The organism is Rhodococcus sp. USK10 (genome assembly GCF_019378875.1).
GTDB classification, from domain to species: Bacteria; Actinomycetota; Actinomycetes; order Mycobacteriales; family Mycobacteriaceae; genus Rhodococcus_F; species Rhodococcus_F pseudokoreensis.
On sequence record NZ_CP076048.1, the window covers coordinates 6,879,846 to 6,898,574 of the forward strand.

The 18,729-nt window shown below is 67.9% G+C and carries 19 protein-coding genes; 9 read left to right on the forward strand and 10 right to left on the reverse strand.

The window, feature by feature from the left end:
- Positions 1-25: 25 nt before the first annotated feature.
- Positions 26-655 carry a hypothetical protein gene (locus I1A62_RS38500; RefSeq protein ID WP_219457520.1) on the reverse strand — a complete coding sequence of 210 codons (630 nt, stop codon included), beginning with the start codon at positions 653-655 and terminating at the stop codon, positions 26-28.
- A 182-nt stretch (positions 656-837) separates the two neighbouring features.
- Between I1A62_RS38500 and I1A62_RS38505 the strand changes: the two genes are divergently transcribed.
- Positions 838-1,134 (forward strand): hypothetical protein, encoded by a 297-nt coding sequence (locus I1A62_RS38505; RefSeq protein WP_219457522.1) that lies wholly within the window; start codon positions 838-840, stop codon positions 1,132-1,134.
- Between the two features lie 39 nt (positions 1,135-1,173).
- On the opposite strand, the gene I1A62_RS38510 is transcribed toward I1A62_RS38505, so the two are convergent.
- From I1A62_RS38510 to I1A62_RS38530, 5 genes are all read right to left on the reverse strand, one after another.
- Complete coding sequence (locus tag I1A62_RS38510; RefSeq protein ID WP_219457524.1) at positions 1,174-2,388, reverse strand: RNA polymerase sigma factor; 1,215 nt, start codon at positions 2,386-2,388, stop codon at positions 1,174-1,176.
- On the reverse strand, positions 2,385-2,789 hold the full coding sequence (locus I1A62_RS38515; protein WP_124389249.1) for a YciI family protein: 405 nt from the start codon (positions 2,787-2,789) through the stop codon (positions 2,385-2,387). The genes I1A62_RS38510 and I1A62_RS38515 overlap by 4 nt, the downstream gene beginning before the upstream one ends.
- Positions 2,790-2,895: 106 nt before the next feature.
- Positions 2,896-4,335 (reverse strand): HAD-IB family hydrolase, encoded by a 1,440-nt coding sequence (locus tag I1A62_RS38520; RefSeq protein ID WP_219457527.1) that lies wholly within the window; start codon positions 4,333-4,335, stop codon positions 2,896-2,898.
- Between the two features lie 4 nt (positions 4,336-4,339).
- On the reverse strand, positions 4,340-6,598 hold the full coding sequence (locus tag I1A62_RS38525) for a glycerol-3-phosphate 1-O-acyltransferase (protein WP_219457529.1): 2,259 nt from the start codon (positions 6,596-6,598) through the stop codon (positions 4,340-4,342).
- A gap of 17 nt (positions 6,599-6,615) precedes the next feature.
- Positions 6,616-8,070 carry a wax ester/triacylglycerol synthase domain-containing protein gene (locus I1A62_RS38530; protein WP_124389252.1) on the reverse strand — a complete coding sequence of 485 codons (1,455 nt, stop codon included), beginning with the start codon at positions 8,068-8,070 and terminating at the stop codon, positions 6,616-6,618.
- Positions 8,071-8,238: 168 nt separating this feature from the next.
- Between I1A62_RS38530 and I1A62_RS38535 the strand changes: the two genes are divergently transcribed.
- Complete coding sequence (locus tag I1A62_RS38535) at positions 8,239-8,733, forward strand: DUF2505 domain-containing protein (RefSeq protein ID WP_219457531.1); 495 nt, start codon at positions 8,239-8,241, stop codon at positions 8,731-8,733.
- A gap of 3 nt (positions 8,734-8,736) precedes the next feature.
- Here I1A62_RS38535 and soxR read toward each other — a convergent pair whose 3' ends face one another.
- Entirely contained in the window at positions 8,737-9,216 is a 480-nt protein-coding gene (soxR, locus tag I1A62_RS38540; protein WP_308340759.1) for a redox-sensitive transcriptional activator SoxR, read from the reverse strand.
- Between the two features lie 42 nt (positions 9,217-9,258).
- The gene (locus tag I1A62_RS38545; protein WP_124389254.1) at positions 9,259-9,789 is read right to left on the reverse strand and encodes an FABP family protein; all 531 of its coding nucleotides are present in this window, start codon (positions 9,787-9,789) and stop codon (positions 9,259-9,261) included.
- Between the two features lie 108 nt (positions 9,790-9,897).
- On the opposite strand from I1A62_RS38545, the gene arcA reads away from it, so the two are divergent.
- Positions 9,898-11,115: an arginine deiminase gene (gene arcA / locus I1A62_RS38550; RefSeq protein WP_219457535.1), complete on the forward strand. Its 1,218-nt coding sequence runs from the start codon at positions 9,898-9,900 to the stop codon at positions 11,113-11,115.
- A gap of 68 nt (positions 11,116-11,183) precedes the next feature.
- On the opposite strand, the gene arsC is transcribed toward arcA, so the two are convergent.
- Positions 11,184-11,531 (reverse strand): arsenate reductase (glutaredoxin), encoded by a 348-nt coding sequence (gene arsC, locus I1A62_RS38555; RefSeq protein WP_338050663.1) that lies wholly within the window; start codon positions 11,529-11,531, stop codon positions 11,184-11,186.
- Positions 11,532-11,630: 99 nt separating this feature from the next.
- Here arsC and I1A62_RS38560 point away from each other — a divergent pair, with 99 nt between their 5' ends.
- The 4 genes from I1A62_RS38560 to I1A62_RS38575 all read left to right on the forward strand — a co-directional run bounded on the left by I1A62_RS38560 (position 11,631) and on the right by I1A62_RS38575 (position 14,982).
- A complete protein-coding gene (locus I1A62_RS38560) occupies positions 11,631-12,314 on the forward strand; it encodes an NAD(P)H-binding protein (protein ID WP_124389257.1) in 684 nt (227 codons plus the stop codon).
- 58 nt (positions 12,315-12,372) lie between these two features.
- Positions 12,373-12,747 (forward strand): GntR family transcriptional regulator, encoded by a 375-nt coding sequence (locus I1A62_RS38565; protein ID WP_124389258.1) that lies wholly within the window; start codon positions 12,373-12,375, stop codon positions 12,745-12,747.
- Positions 12,748-12,828: 81 nt separating this feature from the next.
- On the forward strand, positions 12,829-13,260 hold the full coding sequence (locus I1A62_RS38570; RefSeq protein WP_124389259.1) for a DoxX family protein: 432 nt from the start codon (positions 12,829-12,831) through the stop codon (positions 13,258-13,260).
- Positions 13,261-13,350: 90 nt separating this feature from the next.
- Positions 13,351-14,982 (forward strand): BCCT family transporter, encoded by a 1,632-nt coding sequence (locus I1A62_RS38575; protein WP_374710851.1) that lies wholly within the window; start codon positions 13,351-13,353, stop codon positions 14,980-14,982.
- Between the two features lie 62 nt (positions 14,983-15,044).
- Here the strand turns inward: I1A62_RS38575 and I1A62_RS38580 are convergent, their stop codons facing one another.
- Positions 15,045-16,598 (reverse strand): dolichyl-phosphate-mannose--protein mannosyltransferase, encoded by a 1,554-nt coding sequence (locus tag I1A62_RS38580; protein ID WP_219461664.1) that lies wholly within the window; start codon positions 16,596-16,598, stop codon positions 15,045-15,047.
- 29 nt (positions 16,599-16,627) lie between these two features.
- Between I1A62_RS38580 and rsmI the strand changes: the two genes are divergently transcribed.
- Both rsmI and I1A62_RS38590 read left to right on the forward strand, forming a co-directional pair.
- Entirely contained in the window at positions 16,628-17,458 is an 831-nt protein-coding gene (rsmI, locus tag I1A62_RS38585; RefSeq protein WP_124389261.1) for a 16S rRNA (cytidine(1402)-2'-O)-methyltransferase, read from the forward strand.
- 145 nt (positions 17,459-17,603) lie between these two features.
- Complete coding sequence (locus tag I1A62_RS38590) at positions 17,604-18,701, forward strand: IS630 family transposase (protein ID WP_219457536.1); 1,098 nt, start codon at positions 17,604-17,606, stop codon at positions 18,699-18,701.
- The last annotated feature ends 28 nt before the right edge of the window (positions 18,702-18,729 follow it).

An 18,729-nucleotide genomic window follows, 5' to 3' on the forward strand; every position in this document is an offset into this window, starting at 1 on the left:
GCCCTGGCGAGTCGATTCGGTCCGGTTACGGCCGGTCACCGTGCCCGGGGATGCCGAGTTCGCCCCGCACTGCGGCGAGGAAGTCTTCCTGGGCGCTCTTCCCGGACTGGAAGTGGTCGGCGAACTGCTGCTGGCGGGTGGACAGGGCGTCCGCCGACACGACATCATCTGCCGCGAAGTCGTTGCTCAGCCAGCCGATCGTCTCGGCGCCGGCCAGATACTCGACCACCATTCGCCGTGCCGATTCCACTACCGCCTCGGATCCGATCAACTCCACCGCCGCGAACTTCGAGCCGAGCACGAGATTTTGCCGCGGTAGTGGCCCGAGGATTTCGAGCATCACGCCCGAGAGGTCGGGGCCGTCGAAGTTGTCGAACGCCACCGACACGGAACTCGCGGTGGTGCACACTTCGTTGGCCGCGGTGAGGAACTCCGTGTAGATCTGCTGCCGCTGCGTTCGCAGGAACTCGTTCGAGGACTGGTTCACCGTAGCCTCCACCTGATTCGACGTGTTCAGCAGCGTGAACGCCCCTCCGGACACCGAACCGATCAGGGTGCCGACGACGGCCATCGTGGCGACGAGCATGCTGAGCCGAAATTGGTGGCGCCGCACAGCTATTCGGTCCAGAGGTTCGGCGCTCTTGGTCTCGCTCATCGTCCCGCTCCCGTCGACGCTCCACCGGTGTACGTCGACTCTCCCGCACGGCCCGCGACCCGTCGCGCGTAGTCGACTACGCAGGTTGTGAAACTTTTCGAGGGGGTCGGAGCGATATGCGTAGTAGGTCGGGCCTCTCCGAAATTGTCGGTCGGGGACTCTGAGAATCGAAGGTGAGCAGAATGAACAAGATCGCACTCCGCACCGCAATCGCCTCGGCCGTCATCGCCCCGGTGATGTTCGTCGGCGCAGGAACGGCGACAGCATCCCCCACGCTCAGCACGGGCGTCACTGGTGGGATCGTCATCAACGTACCGAGCGGGGAAAGCTGGAACTGCTTCGGGCTGGATTCGAACTTCGGACTCAAAGCCGGTGTGGGACCAATCGGTGATTTCGCCAAGGGATCCAACGTGACCGTGTTCTGCTTCGGCACCACGGCGCCGTTCTTCTTCACCGGCAGTGTGAAGGCGGGAACCTGATCTTCGCCGACCTGATGTGAGGTCGCCGCAGAGCCCGGTTCAGCGTTCAGCGCTGAGCCTGGCCACTTGCGCCGCGAGGTACTGCTGCTCCGGCACGCTGGTGGTGCGGTTCGCCGCGGATCGGTAGTGCGCGACGGCCGATTCGGTGTCGCCGGCCATCTCGAACAGGTGGGCGCGGACGGCGTCGAGCCGATAGTGCCCGGCCAGGGTCTCGTCGAGGGTCCCCAGCATCGTCAGTCCCGTGGCCGGTCCGTGCACCATCGCCGCGGCCACCGCGCGGTTCAGCGTCACCATCGGATTGTCCGACATGCGCTCGAGTAGACCGTACAGCGCGAGGATCTGCGCCCAGTCGGTGTCCTCGACCCGATCCGCGTCGTCGTGCACCGCCGCGATTCCGGCCTGCAGTTGGTAGGCCCCAACCGAGCCGTGGGCGACGGCATCCATCACGATCTGCTGGCCCTCGTCGATCAGCTCCCGGTCCCACAGCGTGCGATCCTGCTCCGCCAGCGGGATCAGCTCGCCGTGCGGACCCGTGCGGGCGGGGCGACGGGCATCGGTCAGCAGCATCAGCGCCAGCAGCCCGCCCACTTCGCCGTCTTCCGGCAGCATCGCGTATACCGCCCGCGTGAGCCGGATCGCCTCGGCGGACAGTTCGGTGCGGTGCAGATGATCGCCGATGCTGCTGGCGTACCCCTCGTTGAAGATCAGGTAGAGCACATGCAGCACGGACCGCAGGCGTTCCGTCCACTCGTCACCCGTCGGCCGGCGCAGCGGTATCCCGGACGACGTGATGCGTTGCTTTCCGCGACTGATCCGTTGTGCCATCGTCGCTTCCGGAACCAGGAACGCATTGGCGATCTCGGCGGTGGTGAGACCCCCGACCGCGCGCAGCGTCAACGCGATGGCCGGGGCCGGTGTGAGAGCAGGATGGCAGCACAGGAACAGTAAGAGCAGGGTGTCGTCCCGATCCGGCACGTCCGTGGCACGGACCTGCCGGGCAACCACCTCCTCCCGCGCGCGGCGGGCGATCTCGCTGCGGATCTGATCGGTCATCTTGCGGGTGGCGGTCTGGATCAGCCATCCTCGCGGATTGTCCGGTAGCCCCTCCTGCGGCCAGTGCTGGGCCGCGGCAAGCAAGGCTTCCTGCACCGCGTCCTCGGAAGCCTCGAAATCACCGGACCGCCGCACGAGCGCACCGAGGACCTGCGGCGCCAGTTCGCGCAGCAGGTTCAAGGTTGCGTAGTCGGTCTTCACAGATCGACGTCGGGTGCGCCCATCACCTGCCGGACGTCGATCGGCTGCTGGATCGGCGCCCCACCCGGACCTGGGGCCGCCGACGTCCGCGCGGCGATCTCCAGCGCCCGCGCCTCGGATTCGACGTCGATCATGCGGTACCCGGCGAGCAGTTCCTTCGATTCGGGAAACGGTCCGTCGGTCACCACCGGAGCGCCCTTGCCGTCGAACGTGACACGCTTCGCGACGTCCGGCCCGGCGAGCCCCTGCGCGTCGACGAGTTCGCCGTTCGCGACCAGCTCCGCGTTGAGGTCCTGCTGGAACCGGATGTGCGTCTGCACCTCCTCCGGCGTCCACTCGGTCATGGGCACGTCGCATCCCGCGCCGCCCTGGTAGTGCTGCAGCAACATGAACTTCGGCATCGTCTTGCTCCTCGTCGTGTGGTGCGCCCATTCTGGCGCTTCACGTACAGGACGGAGCCCAACCGGCGTTCTCGACATCCTTCGAGAACTTTCTTCGAAGAATTTTTCAGCGGTGCCCGCCGTGCAGGCAGTCCTCGAACAGCGTGCGCACCTCGTCGACGTGCCGGTCGAGGTCCGCGAGGTCCCAGCCGTCGGTCGGCACGGGCGCGAGGACGTCGACGTCGACGGTGCCGGGGTGCGCGACGAGCGAGTTCCGCCACATCCGTTCGCCGGCGTTGTGGATGACGATCGGCACGATCGGCACCCCCGCCTGCATGGCCAGGTGGAATCCGCCCTTCTTGAACTTGCCGAGACGCGGGGTCGGTGATCGGGTGCCCTCGGGGGCGATCGCGATGGAAATGCCGGACTGCAGTTTGTCCACGGCCGGGCGGAGGGCCGCCCGCGCCTTGGTGCTGTCCGACCGGTCGATGTAGGCGACGTCGAGGAGGGCACCCACGGGAATGAACCGGGGGTCGCGCGCGGCCTCCTTCTTCGCGACGCCGGTGACGTCGCGGCGGATGACGCTGCCGATCACCAGCATGTCGAGCGAACTCTGGTGGTTGAACATGAAGACCGCGGGCCTCGCCGACCACGCGTTCTCCCTGCCCTTGATGCGCACGTTGATGCCGCAGATCGCGAGCGCGAGATCCGGTCCGAAGCTGCCGACCAGGTTGGCGCCGGTCTGCCGGTTCTGGGTGAGCAGGCCCGCGGAGACGCCGAACGCCGCGGCGCCCATCAGCGCGCCGATCGCGGTGGTGGTGCGGGCGATGGACATCGGGTCGGCGCCGCTCTCGGGAGGTCGCAGATTCACTGACGGCCACCCGTTCTGCCGCGCGGTGGCCGCCAGCTTGCGGTCGGGGTTCAGCGCCACGGGATGTCCCACCGACTTCAGCATCGGAACATCCTCCGCGCCATTCGAGTACGCGAAGCTGTCGCCCAGATCGGCGTCGTGCTTGTCAGCGTACTCGCGCAGTGCCTCGGCCTTGGCCGGTCCCCACAGTGGTGCCGATTCGAGCTTTCCGGTGAGCATCCCGTCCAGGACCGCGGGCCGGGTGCACAGCACGTCCTCGGGTTCGATGTCGAGGTCGGCGGCCACCGACAGTGCCTGATACGGGGTGGCGGACGTGGCCATCACCACCCGGTGGCCGGCGTGCCGGTGCGCGGCGAGCAGGCCGCGGACCTCCGAGAAGATCATCCTCGCGATCTCCTGCCGGAACAGCCGCTGCCCCCACTCCTGCATCTCGTCCTCCATGCGCCCGGCCAGGCTCTGCACGCCGATGCGCATCAGGTTGCCGACATCGGCGCCCCGGAATCGGGTCTCCACCGCGGCATTCGTGGTGCGGAGAAGCTCGGCGACGCTGATGTCGAAGCGCCGCAGGCGGTCCCGGTAGACGACACTCGCGGAATACCCGCTGATCAACGTGCCGTCCAGGTCGAACGCCGCGAGGGTGGCCGGACCCGGAACGGCGGCCGCGATGTCGTCGTGGAGACTGCGGAGATCGCTCATCTACTCACCTACCACCCATCTGGTCGAGATTCTCGTGTGCGATGGCCCGGATGCGGAGCACCTGGTCGATCAAGGTCTGGAGTTCGGCCTCGAACTCGACCCGCCGGGCCGCCATGTTCTCGGCGTTCGGTTCGACCAGGCCCCGGTTCCGCGCCAGCTTGAGCGCGGTCGTGAAAAGTTCGGCCGAGATCGACTCGCTGCTCCCGATCTGTTGCCGGAGCCGTCGCTGCTCGGCGAGGGCGAGGCACGCCGTCATGAATGCCTTCTCGTCGAACTTCCGGTCCACGGGGGTGCGCAGCAGCTGAGCCGCGACCACGGCGTACGCCTCCAGGAACGGCTGCAGAACCCGGTGCGCCAGGTGAATGCGCATTCCGGACAACAGGTTCGCCGCATGCTGAGGGTCGCCCAGATTGGATTCCCATGCCGGGTCGATCAGGTCCAGTTCGGCCCGCAGTTCCTTCCGGAAACTGTCTTTCTCGCTGAAGAAGAATTCGAACTTGAGGAGGTCGCGGATGCGGAGCGCCGCATTCCATCCGTCCTCGAGCGGGTCGGTGAACTTCTGATCGACGGCGGCGCGCAGCACCATCTCCGCGATCGCCCGCATCACCAGGAAGTGAATGGTGTTGTTGCGGTAAAACGCTGCCACGAGATGCTGATCGCGCCCGAGGTAGAACACCCGCTCGCTGCCCTGGTCGAAACTCTTCAGGACCCCGGAGTCGAGATGGGTGCGCACGGCCTTTCGGATCACCTGCGGATCCGTCAGATCCACGTCGCCGGCGGTGGGCAGCGAGCGCGCCGTGATGTAGTCGACGAGCGGTCCGAGGATGCCGCCGACCTCGGCGACGGTGAGCGCCCGGTCCTCGATGCCGAGGAACGCGAGCATGACGAGTGACGACGCCGTGACGGGGGTGACCTCGTTGATGCGGTGGCACACCTCGAACGCCGTCTTCTGCACCGCCAGGCGCAGGTCGTCCTCCTGGCCGAGGTAGTCCGCCAGCGACATCGGCCTACCGACGTTGACGTGCGCGACGCCGTGCCGTTGACCTTGCGCCCGAACGTATCCGAGGAGCCAGCGCAGACTCTCCTTGCTCTTCGCCTGGCCGTGCGCCTCCGCCGCCATCGCGCCGACCTCGTACAACTGGTCGTAGGTCAGCGACACCGGCACGAGGTACACGTCGGACATCCCGCTGTCCCGGAACGCTTTCGCGAGATAGTTCAGCAGGCCGAACCGCGGCGGCCGCAGCTTGCCTGTCCGGCTCCGCCCGCCCTCGATGTACCACTCGAGGTTGAACCGCTTCGTGAGCAGGTAGCGCATGTACTCGCGGAGCGTCCACTTGTAGATCTCGTCGCCCTCGATCTTCCGGCGGATGAACACGGTGCCGCTGCGCTTGCCGATCGGCCCGATCGGCCAGAAGTTGATGTTCAGCCCGCCCATCACGTGGTTGAGCGGAAGGTCGTTCGCGATCAGCGCCGGCCGCAGCACCAGTGGGTCGAGGTACGAGCGGTGACTGGGCAGGAACACCAGGGAATGTTCCTTGTTCAGCTCCCGCAGGTCGTCGAGCCGGGTGGTGTCGACGTCGAGACGGTACGCGCGGGAGAAGTAGCGGCCCAACTGATCCCACAGTGTGATGGCCCGGCGGCTCTGGGCGGCGACCATCTCGTCCAGCGCCCCGCGGGCACGGCGATCCACCTCGGCGACGGGGAGATTCAATTTTGCCGACAGCTCATGCGTGCCGTCGTGGTACCGGCTGGCGTCGGTGATCTCGTCGACGACGAACCTCGACACCTTGTACTGCGTGCCCAGCACCGTGCGCTCGGCCCGCTCCAGGGTCAGCGCCGCCTGGCGACGGATGAAATCCGGAAGGGATCCACCCCCGTTCTCGGCGAGTCGGCGTTCGAGGTCGCTGAGCGGGGCCGGGTCGCCCTCGAGGACCTGGCACCGCGCCGGGTCGTCGCGCATCACCCGGCGCTGTGTGTTCTGGCCGGGGTGCAGCGGATCACGCAGCGACAGCGTCTCCCGCAATCGCTGCGCGCCGTCCGGATGGGTCTCCTTCGGCAGCCACACCACCCGGAGCGGGGTGAGCAGCGGATCATCCTTCCGCCGTGCGAGATCGGCGAGCGCCTGATCGGTGACTCGGACTGTCGGCGGTGGCTGACCGGAGTCGTTCGCCTGCCGCTCCAGCCACGTGCGGAGAACGTCGTCCTCCATCTCGCTCATCGTCTCGATGAGATAGACCCGTGGCCGTGTCGTCTGCTCGTCCATCGCGCCAGCCTTCCCTATCACCCGCGGCCGAGTTCGACGATCTCGTCGAGACTCTCCTGCAGGCACGACATGAACCGCGCCGGCTCGGTCACGGCGGCGGTGTCGAGATTGACGCCGATGCAACACGTGCCGACGTGGGACACCAGAGTGGCCATGACCGCGCAGCCGGGGGCCGGGCCGAACGGGAACATCCGCTCGATCCGGGCACCTGCCAGATACACGGGCACGGGGACCCCGGCGACGTTGCTGGCCTGCAGATCGAGACCCGTCGACTGCGAGAGGTACCAGTTCGCCAGCACCACCGTCGGGATCCGGACCAGGATCGGGGCGGCGGAATCGAGCAGACCGAGTGCCGGTTCCTGGCGCAACCCGAGAATGATCGCGCGCACCTTCTTGATCCGTGCGATCGGGTCGCGTTCACCGACCGGTCCGGCGAACCGGGCCGCCGCGAACCGGTTGCCCCCGGTCGGATCCGACGCCGAACGCATACTCACCGGCATCCCCACCGGAATCGTCTCGAGGTCGTGGCCGAACGATTCGTGATAGCGGCGGAAACCGCCCAGCAGCGCCGCCACGTACGCGTCGTTCAACGACCCGCCCGCGACGTGGGCGGCGGAACGCAGTTCGTCGACACTCACCTCGAGCACCCCGAACCAGCGTCCGAGCCCCCGGTCGCGCAGCAGGTCCGAACCCGTCGTGGGGGGCGGGGTCACCACCCTGCGGATCGAGTTCGCGTAACCGGCGACCTCCGTGACACTGCCCACCGGGTCGCCGACGACCGTCATCGCCGTCCGCACCGCACCGCGGATCAGGCCGCCGAGACGGCCGGGGGCGCTGCGCACGTTGTCGAGCGCCTGCTCGAACAGGGCGCCGCCGCCCGACATCTGCTCCGGCAACGGCGCAGGCCGATCCGGTTTGTCCGGCGTCGGTTCGGGGCGCCTGCTGTGCAGCAGGGTCATCAACTGGATGCCGCCGAGACCGTCCGTGATGCTGTGGTGCGTCTTCACGACGTAGACGGCGCGGCCGTCGTCGAGTCCCTCGATGAGCATGGCGCTCCACGGCGGCCGGGCGCGGTCGAACGGTTCTGTCGCCATGTGCCTGCACATCCGCAGCGCATGGTCGAACGTCGCGGGCTCCGGCAACCGCACGCGCGACAGGTGATAGTCGAGGTCGAACTCGGGGTCGACCGACCACATCGGGTTGCCCAGCCGTAGCGTCGGCTCCACCACCCGCATCCGGATGCGCGGCACCATGTGCGACGCCCATTCGTGGGCGCGCACGAGCCGCTCCCAGTCCGGCGGCTTGTCGAGGACGTCGACCGCCACGATCGGTGAGCGCAGCTTCGGCTGCACCTCCTCCATCCGCCACATCCCGGTCTCGAAGTCGGACATCGTGCGGTCCGCTCCCCAGGCGACGTCGGAGAAATCCACGTCGACGGCACTCGGTGGTATCAGAGGTTCGCCGTCGGCCATGCCCACCCTCATTCGGTTGCTCGAGTTGCCCTCAGCTGCTGCTTTCCAGTGTGGACCCGCCCCGCGGATCGCGTCCCTTGTTCCGGCGGATTCGCGCTCCGCACCCGTGCGCGGCTGACGAGTCCCTGGACTCCTTCGCCACTCACGGGGTTGTCGTAGGCTGCCGTCATGGCGAAAAGCTTCGACTACTCCGAACAGATCGCGTACCCGATCGACCGCGTGCACGCGACGGTGACGGACCGGGCGTTCTGGCAGCACCGGTTCGAGGAGGCGCCGGAGAAGCTCACCCTCGACGACAGCCGCGGCCCCGGCACGCTGACGGCGACGATGCGAGACACCATCGGCGCATCCTCCCTCCCCGGGCTGGTGCGCAAGGTCGTCTCCGGTGAACTGAAGGTCGAGCGGGCCGACGAATGGGGCGCACTCGACGGCGACCATGCCGACGGCAGGATCAGCGGCAGCTCCACCGGGATCCCCGTCAAGATCGACTGCACGTCGGTGCTCCGCGCGTCGGGTGACGTCACCGTCCTCGACGTCTCCGGAACGGTGCAGGTCAAGATCCCGCTCGTCGGGGGACAGATCGAATCCCTCGTCAGGAAGCTGATCGGCGACATGATCGGGCAGGACCGCGACGCGATCGAGAAGTGGCTCGGCGACAGCTGACGCTCACGCCCCGGGCGCGGGGGCGTCCAGTTCGACGTCCAGCGTGCGGGCACCCGGTCCCGCCGTGCCCAGCCGGTCGTGGCTGTTGACGATCGCACAACTCCCCAGCGACAGGCACCCGCAGCCGATGCAGCCGGTCAGGTTGTCGCGGAGCCGGATCAGCTGCTCGATCCGCTGATCCAGATCCGCGTGCCACCGCGTCGACAGCTTCTCCCAGTCCTTCCGGTTCGGGGTGCGGCCCTCGGGGAGGGTCGCGAGGGCGTCCCGGATCTCGGCCAGCGGAATCCCGACCCGCTGGGCGATGCGGATGAACGCGACCCGCCGCAGCGTGTCCCGGCGATAGCGACGCTGATTGCCGGACGTCCGCCTGCTGGTGATCAGCCCCTCGCGCTCGTAGAAATGCAACGCCGACACCGCGACGCCACTGCGCTCCGACAGCTGTCCCGGCGTCAGTTCCTTCGCTCTCCACTCGGGCATCTCCACGACAGGCAACCTTTCACCGGGTTACCTGAACAATACTCGAGGTCAGTCGCGGCGGAGATGCCCGTGGAGGTGGTGCGTGAGCGGAGTCAGGTCGTGCGCCATCCACAGGTCGTACGTGAGGTCGCCGCCGCGCACCGACAACTGCCGCCGGATGCTGTGCACCGGTTTGGCGTCGGGGGACGCGCTCAGCGCCACCATCGACAACTCGATGATCCCCTCCCGGATCTGACCGCGGTGGATCTCGGTGAACCCGGTCGGCTGGGCGACGAGCAATTCCGCCTCGTCCTCGGCGACGAGCCGCAGAAACCCGGACTCCGAGTGCAACGGCCGCCCGGTGCCCGCCTCCCAGGTCCGAGACCGGTACGCCAGGAACGGTTTACCACTGGGAGCGAATTCGATCTCCTCCGTGTACGCGAAGTCGTCGATCGTCGGATACGCGCCCTCGCCCTCGCCGCGCCACACACCGGCGAACGGCGCCAGGGCGGGCGGGACGGACGGAACCGGTGGTGCGGTCGCAGACGAACTCGCCGTCGCATCCGTGTGCGCCGGCGAGAGAGTCGAGTTCTCGTCCATGAGATACCTCCGCCGCTTCACGGTACTCGCCTGCGGGGCCGAGGGACACGGTCGGCGGCGGGAGCGTTTGAGCGTGCCTGCCGGGCCCGCCGGCATTACCGTCTAGACATGAACGCGTCGGGTTCTGCGCCGCTGGGGGCCAACTCCGAAGTCGGGCAGCTGCGTGCCGTCCTCCTGCACCGGCCCGGGGACGAACTGAAGCGGCTGACACCCCGCAACAACGACCAACTGCTGTTCGACGGACTGCCCTGGGTCGACCGCGCACAGGAGGAGCACGACGCGTTCGCGGACCTCCTGCGCAGCCGCGGCGTCGAGGTCCTGCTGCTGTCCGACCTGCTCAGCGAGACACTCGGCGCCAGCGGAGCCGCCCGCATCCAGGGCATCGGCGCGGCCGTCGACCCCCGGAAGCTGGGTCACACCCTGGCGCAGGAACTCGCCGCGCACCTCCGCGGCGTCCCGGCGCCCGAACTCTCCACTATCCTCACGGCAGGCATGACGTTCGACGAACTGCCCGTCGCCGCGAACACGGCGTCGCTGGTCCGTCGCATGCACCACGGCGGCGACTTCGTCATCGACCCGCTGCCCAACCTGCTGTTCACCCGGGACTCGTCGTTCTGGATCGGACCGCGCGTCGCGATCACCTCGCTGGCACTGCCCGCCCGCGTCCGCGAAACGTCCCTCACCGACATCATCTACGCCCACCACCCGCGTTTCCGCGGTGCCCGGCGCGCCTACGAATCCCACACCGCCCCCGTCGAAGGCGGCGACGTCCTGCTCCTGGCACCGGGTGTCGTCGCTGTCGGAGTGGGGGAGCGCACCACACCGGCCGGTGCCGAAGCGTTGGCGCGCAGCGTCTTCGAGGACGAACTGGCGCACACCGTGCTGGTGGTGCCCATCGCGCAGGCTCGGGCGTCGATGCACCTCGACACCGTGTGCACGATGGTCGACCACGACGCCGTCGTGATGTACCCGGTCATTCAGGACACGCTGTCGGCGTTCACCATTCACCGCGAGGACAAAGGCGTGTCGATCCGCGGCGCCGACCCGTTCCTCGCGGCCGCCGCCGAGGCCATGGGCATCGGAAAGCTGCGCGTCATCGACACCGGACTCGACAACGTCACCGCCGAACGCGAACAGTGGGACGACGGAAACAACACGCTCGCACTCGCACCCGGCGTCGTCGTCGCCTACGAACGGAACGTCGAGACCAACGCCCGGCTCGAGGCGTCGGGTATCGAGGTACTGCGGATCGCCGGTTCCGAGCTCGGTTCGGGCCGCGGCGGCCCCCGCTGCATGTCCTGCCCGGTGGCCCGCGACCCGCTGTAGGCGGCTCCGCCGCCCGTGCGTGGTTGACGAGTCTCTGGACTCCCTAACCACGCACGGGCGCGAAGCGCCTACAGGATGTCGCTGACCTTCGCCGCCGGGCGGGCGAGGACGGTGCCCTTGTCCGTCACGACGATCGGTCGCTCGATGAGGATGGGGTTGTCCACCATCGCTTCCAGCAGTTCGTCCTCGGACGCCTCGGCGAGCCCGAGTTCCTTGAAGACGGCCTCCTTCTTGCGGATCGCCTCGCTCGGCTTCAGGCCTGCGTCGTCGAGAAGTTTGCGCAATCCGTCCCGCGAGGGCGGGGTCTCGAGGTACTTCACGACGGTCGGCTCGATGCCCGCGTCCCGGATCAATCCGAGGACGGTGCGGGACGTGCTGCAGCGCTGGTTGTGGTAGATGGTCGCGGTGTTCGCCATATCCGACATTCTGCACCCGGGGAACAAATGCGCCCGCACCGAGCGCTGAACCGGGGGTAGTAAGTCGTGACTAGTCGACGAAAGAGGGAGAGATCGATCATGGCCGAGCACAGGGACGCGACTCCGCAGCGCATCGTCATCGCGGGTGGACACGGGAAGATCGCCCGTCACCTCATCAAGATTCTCACCGCCCGCGGTGACCGTGCGGTCGCGTTGATCCGCAACCCCGACCACGAGCACGAGGTGGCGGCGCTCGGCGCCGAACCGGTGGTGATCGATCTGGAGACGGCGACCGCGGACGACGTCGCGAAGACTCTCGCCGGTGCGGATGCCGCGGTGTTCGCGGCCGGTGCCGGCCCGGGCAGCGGAATCGCCCGCAAGGACACCGTCGACCGCGGGGCCGCGGTCCTGCTCGCCGATGCCGCCGAGAAGGCGGGGACGAAGAGATTCGTTCAGGTCGGTTCGTTCGGCGCGGGTGAGCCGATCCCCGAGGGCACCGACGACGTGTTCGCCGCCTACCTGGTCGCGAAGACGGCCGCCGAGGAAGATCTGCGCGCCCGCACCCACCTCGACTGGACGATTCTCCGGCCGGGCGGTCTCCTCGACGACGACCCGACCGGCCACGTCACGCTCACCGCTCCGCCCCTCGAACGCGGCACCGTCACGCGCGCCGACGTCGCAGCGGTGGTCGCGGCACTCCTGGACCACCCGAACACGGCGAAGAAGACGCTCATGCTGACGTCCGGTCCGACGCCGATCGAGGACGCCGTCGCCGCGCTGTAACCGTTGCGGCGCCGCAACCGCGCAACTACGGTCTGATACAACGCGTGGAACAACGGAGGTGGCGCCGACCGTGGACATCGACATCGACCCCGATTCGTCGACCGCCCCGTTCGACCAGTTGCGATTGCAGATCATCGAGCAGGTCCGCAGCGGGCAGTTGATCGCGGGAACGAAGATCCCCACGGTCCGCGCACTCGCCGTCGAGGTCGGCCTCGCACCGAACACGGTCGCCAAGGCGTACCGGGAACTCGGCGAGCAGGGTGTCATCGAAACCCGGGGCAAGCAGGGCACGTTCATCGCGAGCGGCGGTGACCCCATACGCGCCGGAGCCGAGAAGGCCGCAACAGGGTATGTGCAGGAACTGCGGAAGCTGGGGGTGTCCGACGAGGAGATCCTCGGCTTCGTGCAGTCCGCTCTCCGCGGCGCCGAATGAGGACGGCGCCGAATGAGGACGGCGCCGCATCCAGACGGTGTGACCCCAGACGGTGTGACCCCAGAAAGGTGGACGCTCGGCATGGCTTCTGCACTCTTCCGTGACTTCGCACTACTGATCGCCCGGATCGGGCTCGGCGTGATCTTCGTCGCGCACGGCTGGCAGAAGTTCTTCGACTACGGAGTGAAGGCAACCCAGGCGTCGTTCGCCGACATGGGCGTCCCGCGGCCCGACATCTCGGCTGTTGCGGCCGCCACTGTCGAACTCGCGGGTGGATTTGCTCTCATCGTGGGCGTCGCCACACCGATCGCCGGGATCCTGCTGTTTTTCGACATGCTCGGGGCGCTGATTCTGGTGCACGCGGACAAGGGTGTCTTCGTCACGAACGGCGGGTACGAACTCGTCGTCGCACTCGGCGCCGGGTCGCTGCTTCTCGCGGTGATCGGTGCCGGACGCCTCAGCATCGACGGGCTCCTCGGAAGAGGCTCGGGATGGGGCAAAATCGCAGCGTAACGATACCGTTCGGTGGGTCTCGATTCGGTGTGAAGCGGTGGGCTAGCTTGCTTTTACCATCGAAAATGACCAACGTAGTTGTTCATGGCAATGAATACTGATCTGCCTGATCAAGGTTCCGACACCGCTGACGCGGCCGTCGGCGGAGGGCTCAAACGGGTCGGTGTTCGCACCGATCACGTCGTGTTCTCGGCCGCCGCCGCCGCGGTGTCGGCAATCGTCGTCTGGGGGCTCGTGGCCCCCGACAATCTCGACACCACGACGGGTAAGGCGCTCGACTGGCTGGTCACCGACATGGGCTGGTTGTTCGTCCTGTCGGCGTCCGGGTTCGTCCTCTTCTCACTGTGGCTCGCGTTCAGCAAGTTCGGGCACATTCCGCTCGGCAAGGACGGCGAGAAGCCCGAGTTCCGGACCGTCAGCTGGATCGCGATGATGTTCAGCGCCGGGATGGGCATCGGACTGATGTTCTTCGGTGTCGCCGAACCGCTCGCGCACTACGTGACACCCCCTCCGGGTTCCAGCGGTGGCATCGGAACTGCGATGGCCACCACCATGTTCCACTGGAGCCTGCACCCCTGGGCGATGTACGCGGTGGTCGGACTGTCGATCGCGTACGGCTCGTACCGCAAGGGTCGCAAGCAGTTGTTCAGCTCCGCGTTCATCCCGCTGCTCGGCCGCCGCGCCGAGGGGCCGATCGGCAAGTTCATCGACGTCCTCGCGATCTTCGCGACACTGTTCGGCACTGCCGCTTCGCTGGGTCTCGGCGCACTGCAGATCGGTTCCGGATTCCAGGTCGTCGGGTGGATGTCGGAGGTCAGCACGTTCCTGCTGGTCGCGATCGTCGCCCTGCTGACCCTCGCGTTCGTGGCCTCCGCCGTGTCGGGTGTCGCCAAGGGAATCCAGTGGCTCTCCAACACCAACATGGTGCTCGCCGTCGTCCTGGCGCTGTTCGTGTTCGTCGTCGGACCGACGGTCCTGATCCTCAACCTGCTGCCCACGACGATCGGCGCCTACGCCGCGCAACTCGCGCAGATGTCGGCCCGCACAGGTGCGTCGTCCGATCCGGCGACCGGCGAATGGTTGTCGTCGTGGACCATCTTCTACTGGGCGTGGTGGATCTCCTGGACCCCGTTCGTCGGCATGTTCCTGGCCCGCATCAGCCGCGGCCGCACCATCCGGCAGTTCGTGGTCGGCGTGATCGTGGTGCCGAGCGCCGTGAGCCTCGTGTGGTTCGCGATCTTCGGCGGTGCGGGAATCAACGAGCAGCGTGACGGAATCGACCTCGCCGGGCAGGACACCCAGGAGGGGCAGCTGTTCGGGATGCTCAACCACCTGCCGCTCACCGGCATCACGACCGTCCTGGTGATGGTCCTCGTCGGGATCTTCTTCGTCTCCGGCGCCGACGCCGCCTCGATGGTGATGGGCACCCTGTCGCAGCGCGGTTCACTGGAACCGCAGCGCTGGGTGGTCGTGTTCTGGGGTGTGCTCACCGGTGGCGTGGCCGCGCTGATCCTGTGGACCGGCGGCGACACCGCACTCGACGGACTGCAGACGATGACGATCATCGCCGCGGCTCCGTTCGTCATCGTGATGATCGGGTTGTGCTTCTCGCTGTACAAGGATCTGTCCCGGGACCAGATGATCGTCGACGGCCGGGAAATGCGGAGGGAAATGCGGAGAGTGGCGGCGAAGCGTCGTCGCGACCGGATCTCGTCCCGCTAGAGGAACAGTCTGCGAGCCGTCCGGGTCCCACGGGACCCGGACGGCTCGACTCGTCTACGGCGTCAGCGCCAGCTGGGCAGCCACAGCTGGTGCTGCCACGTCTCCGGGGTGATCGGGACGGCCGTGAGGATCGGCCACAACCAGATGAAGTTGGCGACCACGAGCCCCACATACAGGCAGACGGCGAGCAGGCCGGTGGTGCGGCGCTCGAACGACGCCCGCGCGCTTCCCAGGACGTCACCCAGCACCAGCGCGAAACCCATCACCATGAATGGCGCCAGCGCCACCGCATAGAAGTAGTACATCTGGCGGTCCAGGGTGGTGAGCCACGGCAGGAACGCGGCGCCGTAGCCGGTGAGGACGGTGGCGTACCGCCAGTCCTTCCGCACCACGGACTGCCACAGGGCCCACGCGAGCATCGGCAGTGCCAGCCACCACATGGCGGGCGTCCCGATGAGCATGACCGCCTTGACGCAACTCGACGCCCCGCAGCCGGTGACGTGATCGCCCTCGGCGAAGTAGTACAGCATCGGACGCAGACCCATCGGCCACGTCCACGGCTTCGACTCCCACGGGTGATGATTGCCCGCCGAATTGGTGAGGCCAGCGTGGAACTGGAGGACGTTGCCGCTGTAGTACCACAGCGACCGCAGCGCTGCCGGCACGAACGACCACGTGCCGCCGGTCCCGATCTCGTTGCCCACGGCATGCCGGTCCACGCCGGTCTCGCTGGCGAACCACGCCCAGTAGCTGGCGAGGTACACGAACAGCGGTACGACGACGAGCGCGTACAGCGCGGGGCCGACGTCGCGGACGCCGGCGCCGAACCACGGGCGGCGCACCCCGTAGGCGCGCCGGGCCGCCACATCGAAGGCGACGCTGAGCAGCCCGAAGAACACGATGAAGTAGACGCCCGACCATTTGGTGCCGCAGGCCAGGCCCAGCATGATCCCGGCGCCGAACCGCCACCAGCGCACACCGAGCCGCGGACCCCACTCGCTGTCGCCGATCCGGTCCTCGGCGTACACCCGGGCCATCCGCTCGCGGACCTGGTCGCGGTCCACGATCAGGCAGCCGAGCGCCGCCACCGCGAACAGCGCCAGGAAGATGTCGAGCATGCCGAGCCGGGACGAGACGAACGTCACCCCGTCCGCGACCAGCAGAATCCCGGCGAGACCACCGATCAGAGTGGACCGCGTGAGCCGGCGGACGATCCGGATCACCAGCAGAACCAAAATCGTGCCCGCCACGGCCGAGGCGAACCGCCAGCCCCAGCCGTTGTAGCCGAAGATGGCCTCGCCCATCGCGATCAGCTGTTTGCCGATCGGCGGATGCACCACCAGCCCGTAGCCGGGGTTGTCCTCGAGCCAGCCGCCGGTGAGCACCTGCCAGCCCTGCGGCGCATAGTGCTTCTCGTCGAACACGGGAGTGCCCGCGTCGGTCGGGTAACCGAGCATCGTGAACCGGGTGATCGCCGCGATCGCCGTGACGAACAGGGTCACCACCCAGCCGCGCGCGCGGTCGACGGGACCGAAGTCGGGGGGCGGCACGAGGGGCGCCGGTCCGACCAGGGACGGCTGTCGTGCGGAGGGCGTCGGTCGCTCGTCCGTCAGCATCGTCACGCCGCAATCGTAGGCTGTGGGTCATGACTGGTCGCCTAGTGCTCGCCGCAACACCGATGGGGGACGTGGGTGACGCCTCGCCGAGGCTGCGTACGGCGCTCGGGACGGCCGACGTCGTCGCCGCCGAGGACACCCGCCGCACCAAGGCCCTCGCCTCCGCGCTCGACGTGACGATCACCGGCAAGGTCGTCAGCTTCTACGACCAGGTCGAGACGGCCCGGCTGCCCGCCCTTGTCGCCGACGTCGCGTCCGGCAAGACCGTCCTGCTCGTCACGGACGCGGGCATGCCGTCGGTCAGCGACCCCGGGTACCGGCTGGTGTCGGCGTGCGTGGCCGAGGATCTGGCGGTGACGTGCCTGCCCGGACCGTCGGCGGTGACGACGGCACTCGCGCTGTCCGGGCTGCCCGTCGAACGGTTCTGCTTCGACGGCTTCCCGCCCCGCAAGCAGGGTCAGCGCAAGACGTGGTTGCAGGCCCTGGTCACCGAGCAACGCGCCTGCGTGTTCTTCGAGGCCCCGCACCGGCTCGCCGACTGCCTCGCGGACGCCGCCGACGTGCTCGGCGGCACCCGCCGCGCTGCCGTCTGCCGGGAACTGACCAAGACGTACGAGGAGGTGCGCCGCGGCACCCTCGCCGAACTCGCCGAGTGGGCAGCCGAGGGCGTCCGCGGTGAGATCACCGTCGTGGTCGAGGGCGCCACCCTCGTCGCGTCCGACCCCGCCGACCTCGTCGACGAGGTGGAGCGACTGGTCGCCGACGGCACCCGGCTCAAGGACGCGTGCGCGCTCGTCGCCACCACCGGCGTCTCGAAGCGGGAACTGTACGAAACGGTGCTCGCGTCCCGGAAGGACTAGTGCGTTGACCACGAACGTTGGCCGGGGTGGGTGACACACCGCTGAGAATCCGGCGGTATGTCCAGGGATTGCTGCACTCTCGAGGGCGGTAGTAGCTGTCGAGAGTGTGGGGTGGTTTGTGGCGGAACCGGTTCGAGCGCGTCGGTTGACCGATGCGGAAGGCATGCGGCTGCAGCAGATTGTGCGCCGCGGCAAGGGGTCGGCGATCCGGGTGCGCCGGGCGATGATCATCATGGCATCGGCGTCCGGGACACCGGTGCCGGCAATTGCACGGCTGGTGGCCGCCGACGAGGACACCGTTCGGGGTGTGATCCACGCGTTCAACGACAAAGGCTTGGCCGCGCTGGACCCTCGGTGGGCGGGAGGCCGTCCCCGCCTGATCACCGATGACGACATCGCCTTCGTCGTCACGACGGCCACCACGCGCCCGGCCAAGCTCGGACAGCCGTTCACACACTGGAGCCTGCGCAAACTCGCAGCCTATCTGGCCGACAACCCGGTCCGGGCCGTTGGGGTCGGACGCGAGCGGTTGCGACAGATCTTGTGTGAGCGTGGGATCACGTTCCAGCGCACCCGCACGTGGAAAGAGTCCACCGACCCGGACAAGGAGGCGAAACTGGACCGGATCGAGCAGGTCACCACCGAGCACCTGGACCGGTGCTTCGCGTTCGACCAGTTCGGTCCGTTGTCGATCCGGCCCTGCCACGGATCGGCGTGGGCACCGCGGTCCAAGCCGCATCGGCTGCCCGCGACCTACCGCCGCACCCACGGAATCCGGTACTTCCACGGCTGCTACAGCCTCGGTGACGACCAGCTGTGGGGCGTGACCCGCCGCCGCAAGGGCGGCGATCACAGCCTGGCCGCGTTCAAGTCGATTAGGGCCGCGCGCCCCGATGGCGAGCCGGTTTATGTAATCCTGGACAACCTTTCGGCGAACAAGACACCCAAAATTCGTTCCTGGGCGGCGGAAAACAACGTCGAACTGTGTTTCACGCCGACCAACGCGTCCTGGGCGAACCCGATCGAGGCCCAGTTCGGGCCGTTGCGCACCTTCGTGATGGGCGATTCGAACCACGCCAACCACACCGTTCTGGCCCGGCGCCTGCAGGACTACCTGCGCTGGCGCAACGTCAACGCCCGCCACCCTGAGGTCCTGGCAGCACAACGCCAAGAACGCGCCCGCGTCCGCAGCGAACGCCAACAACGCTGGGGTCGACCACGGGCCGGCGCAGCCGCGGCCTGACCGGTGAACGTTCATGGCCAACGCACTA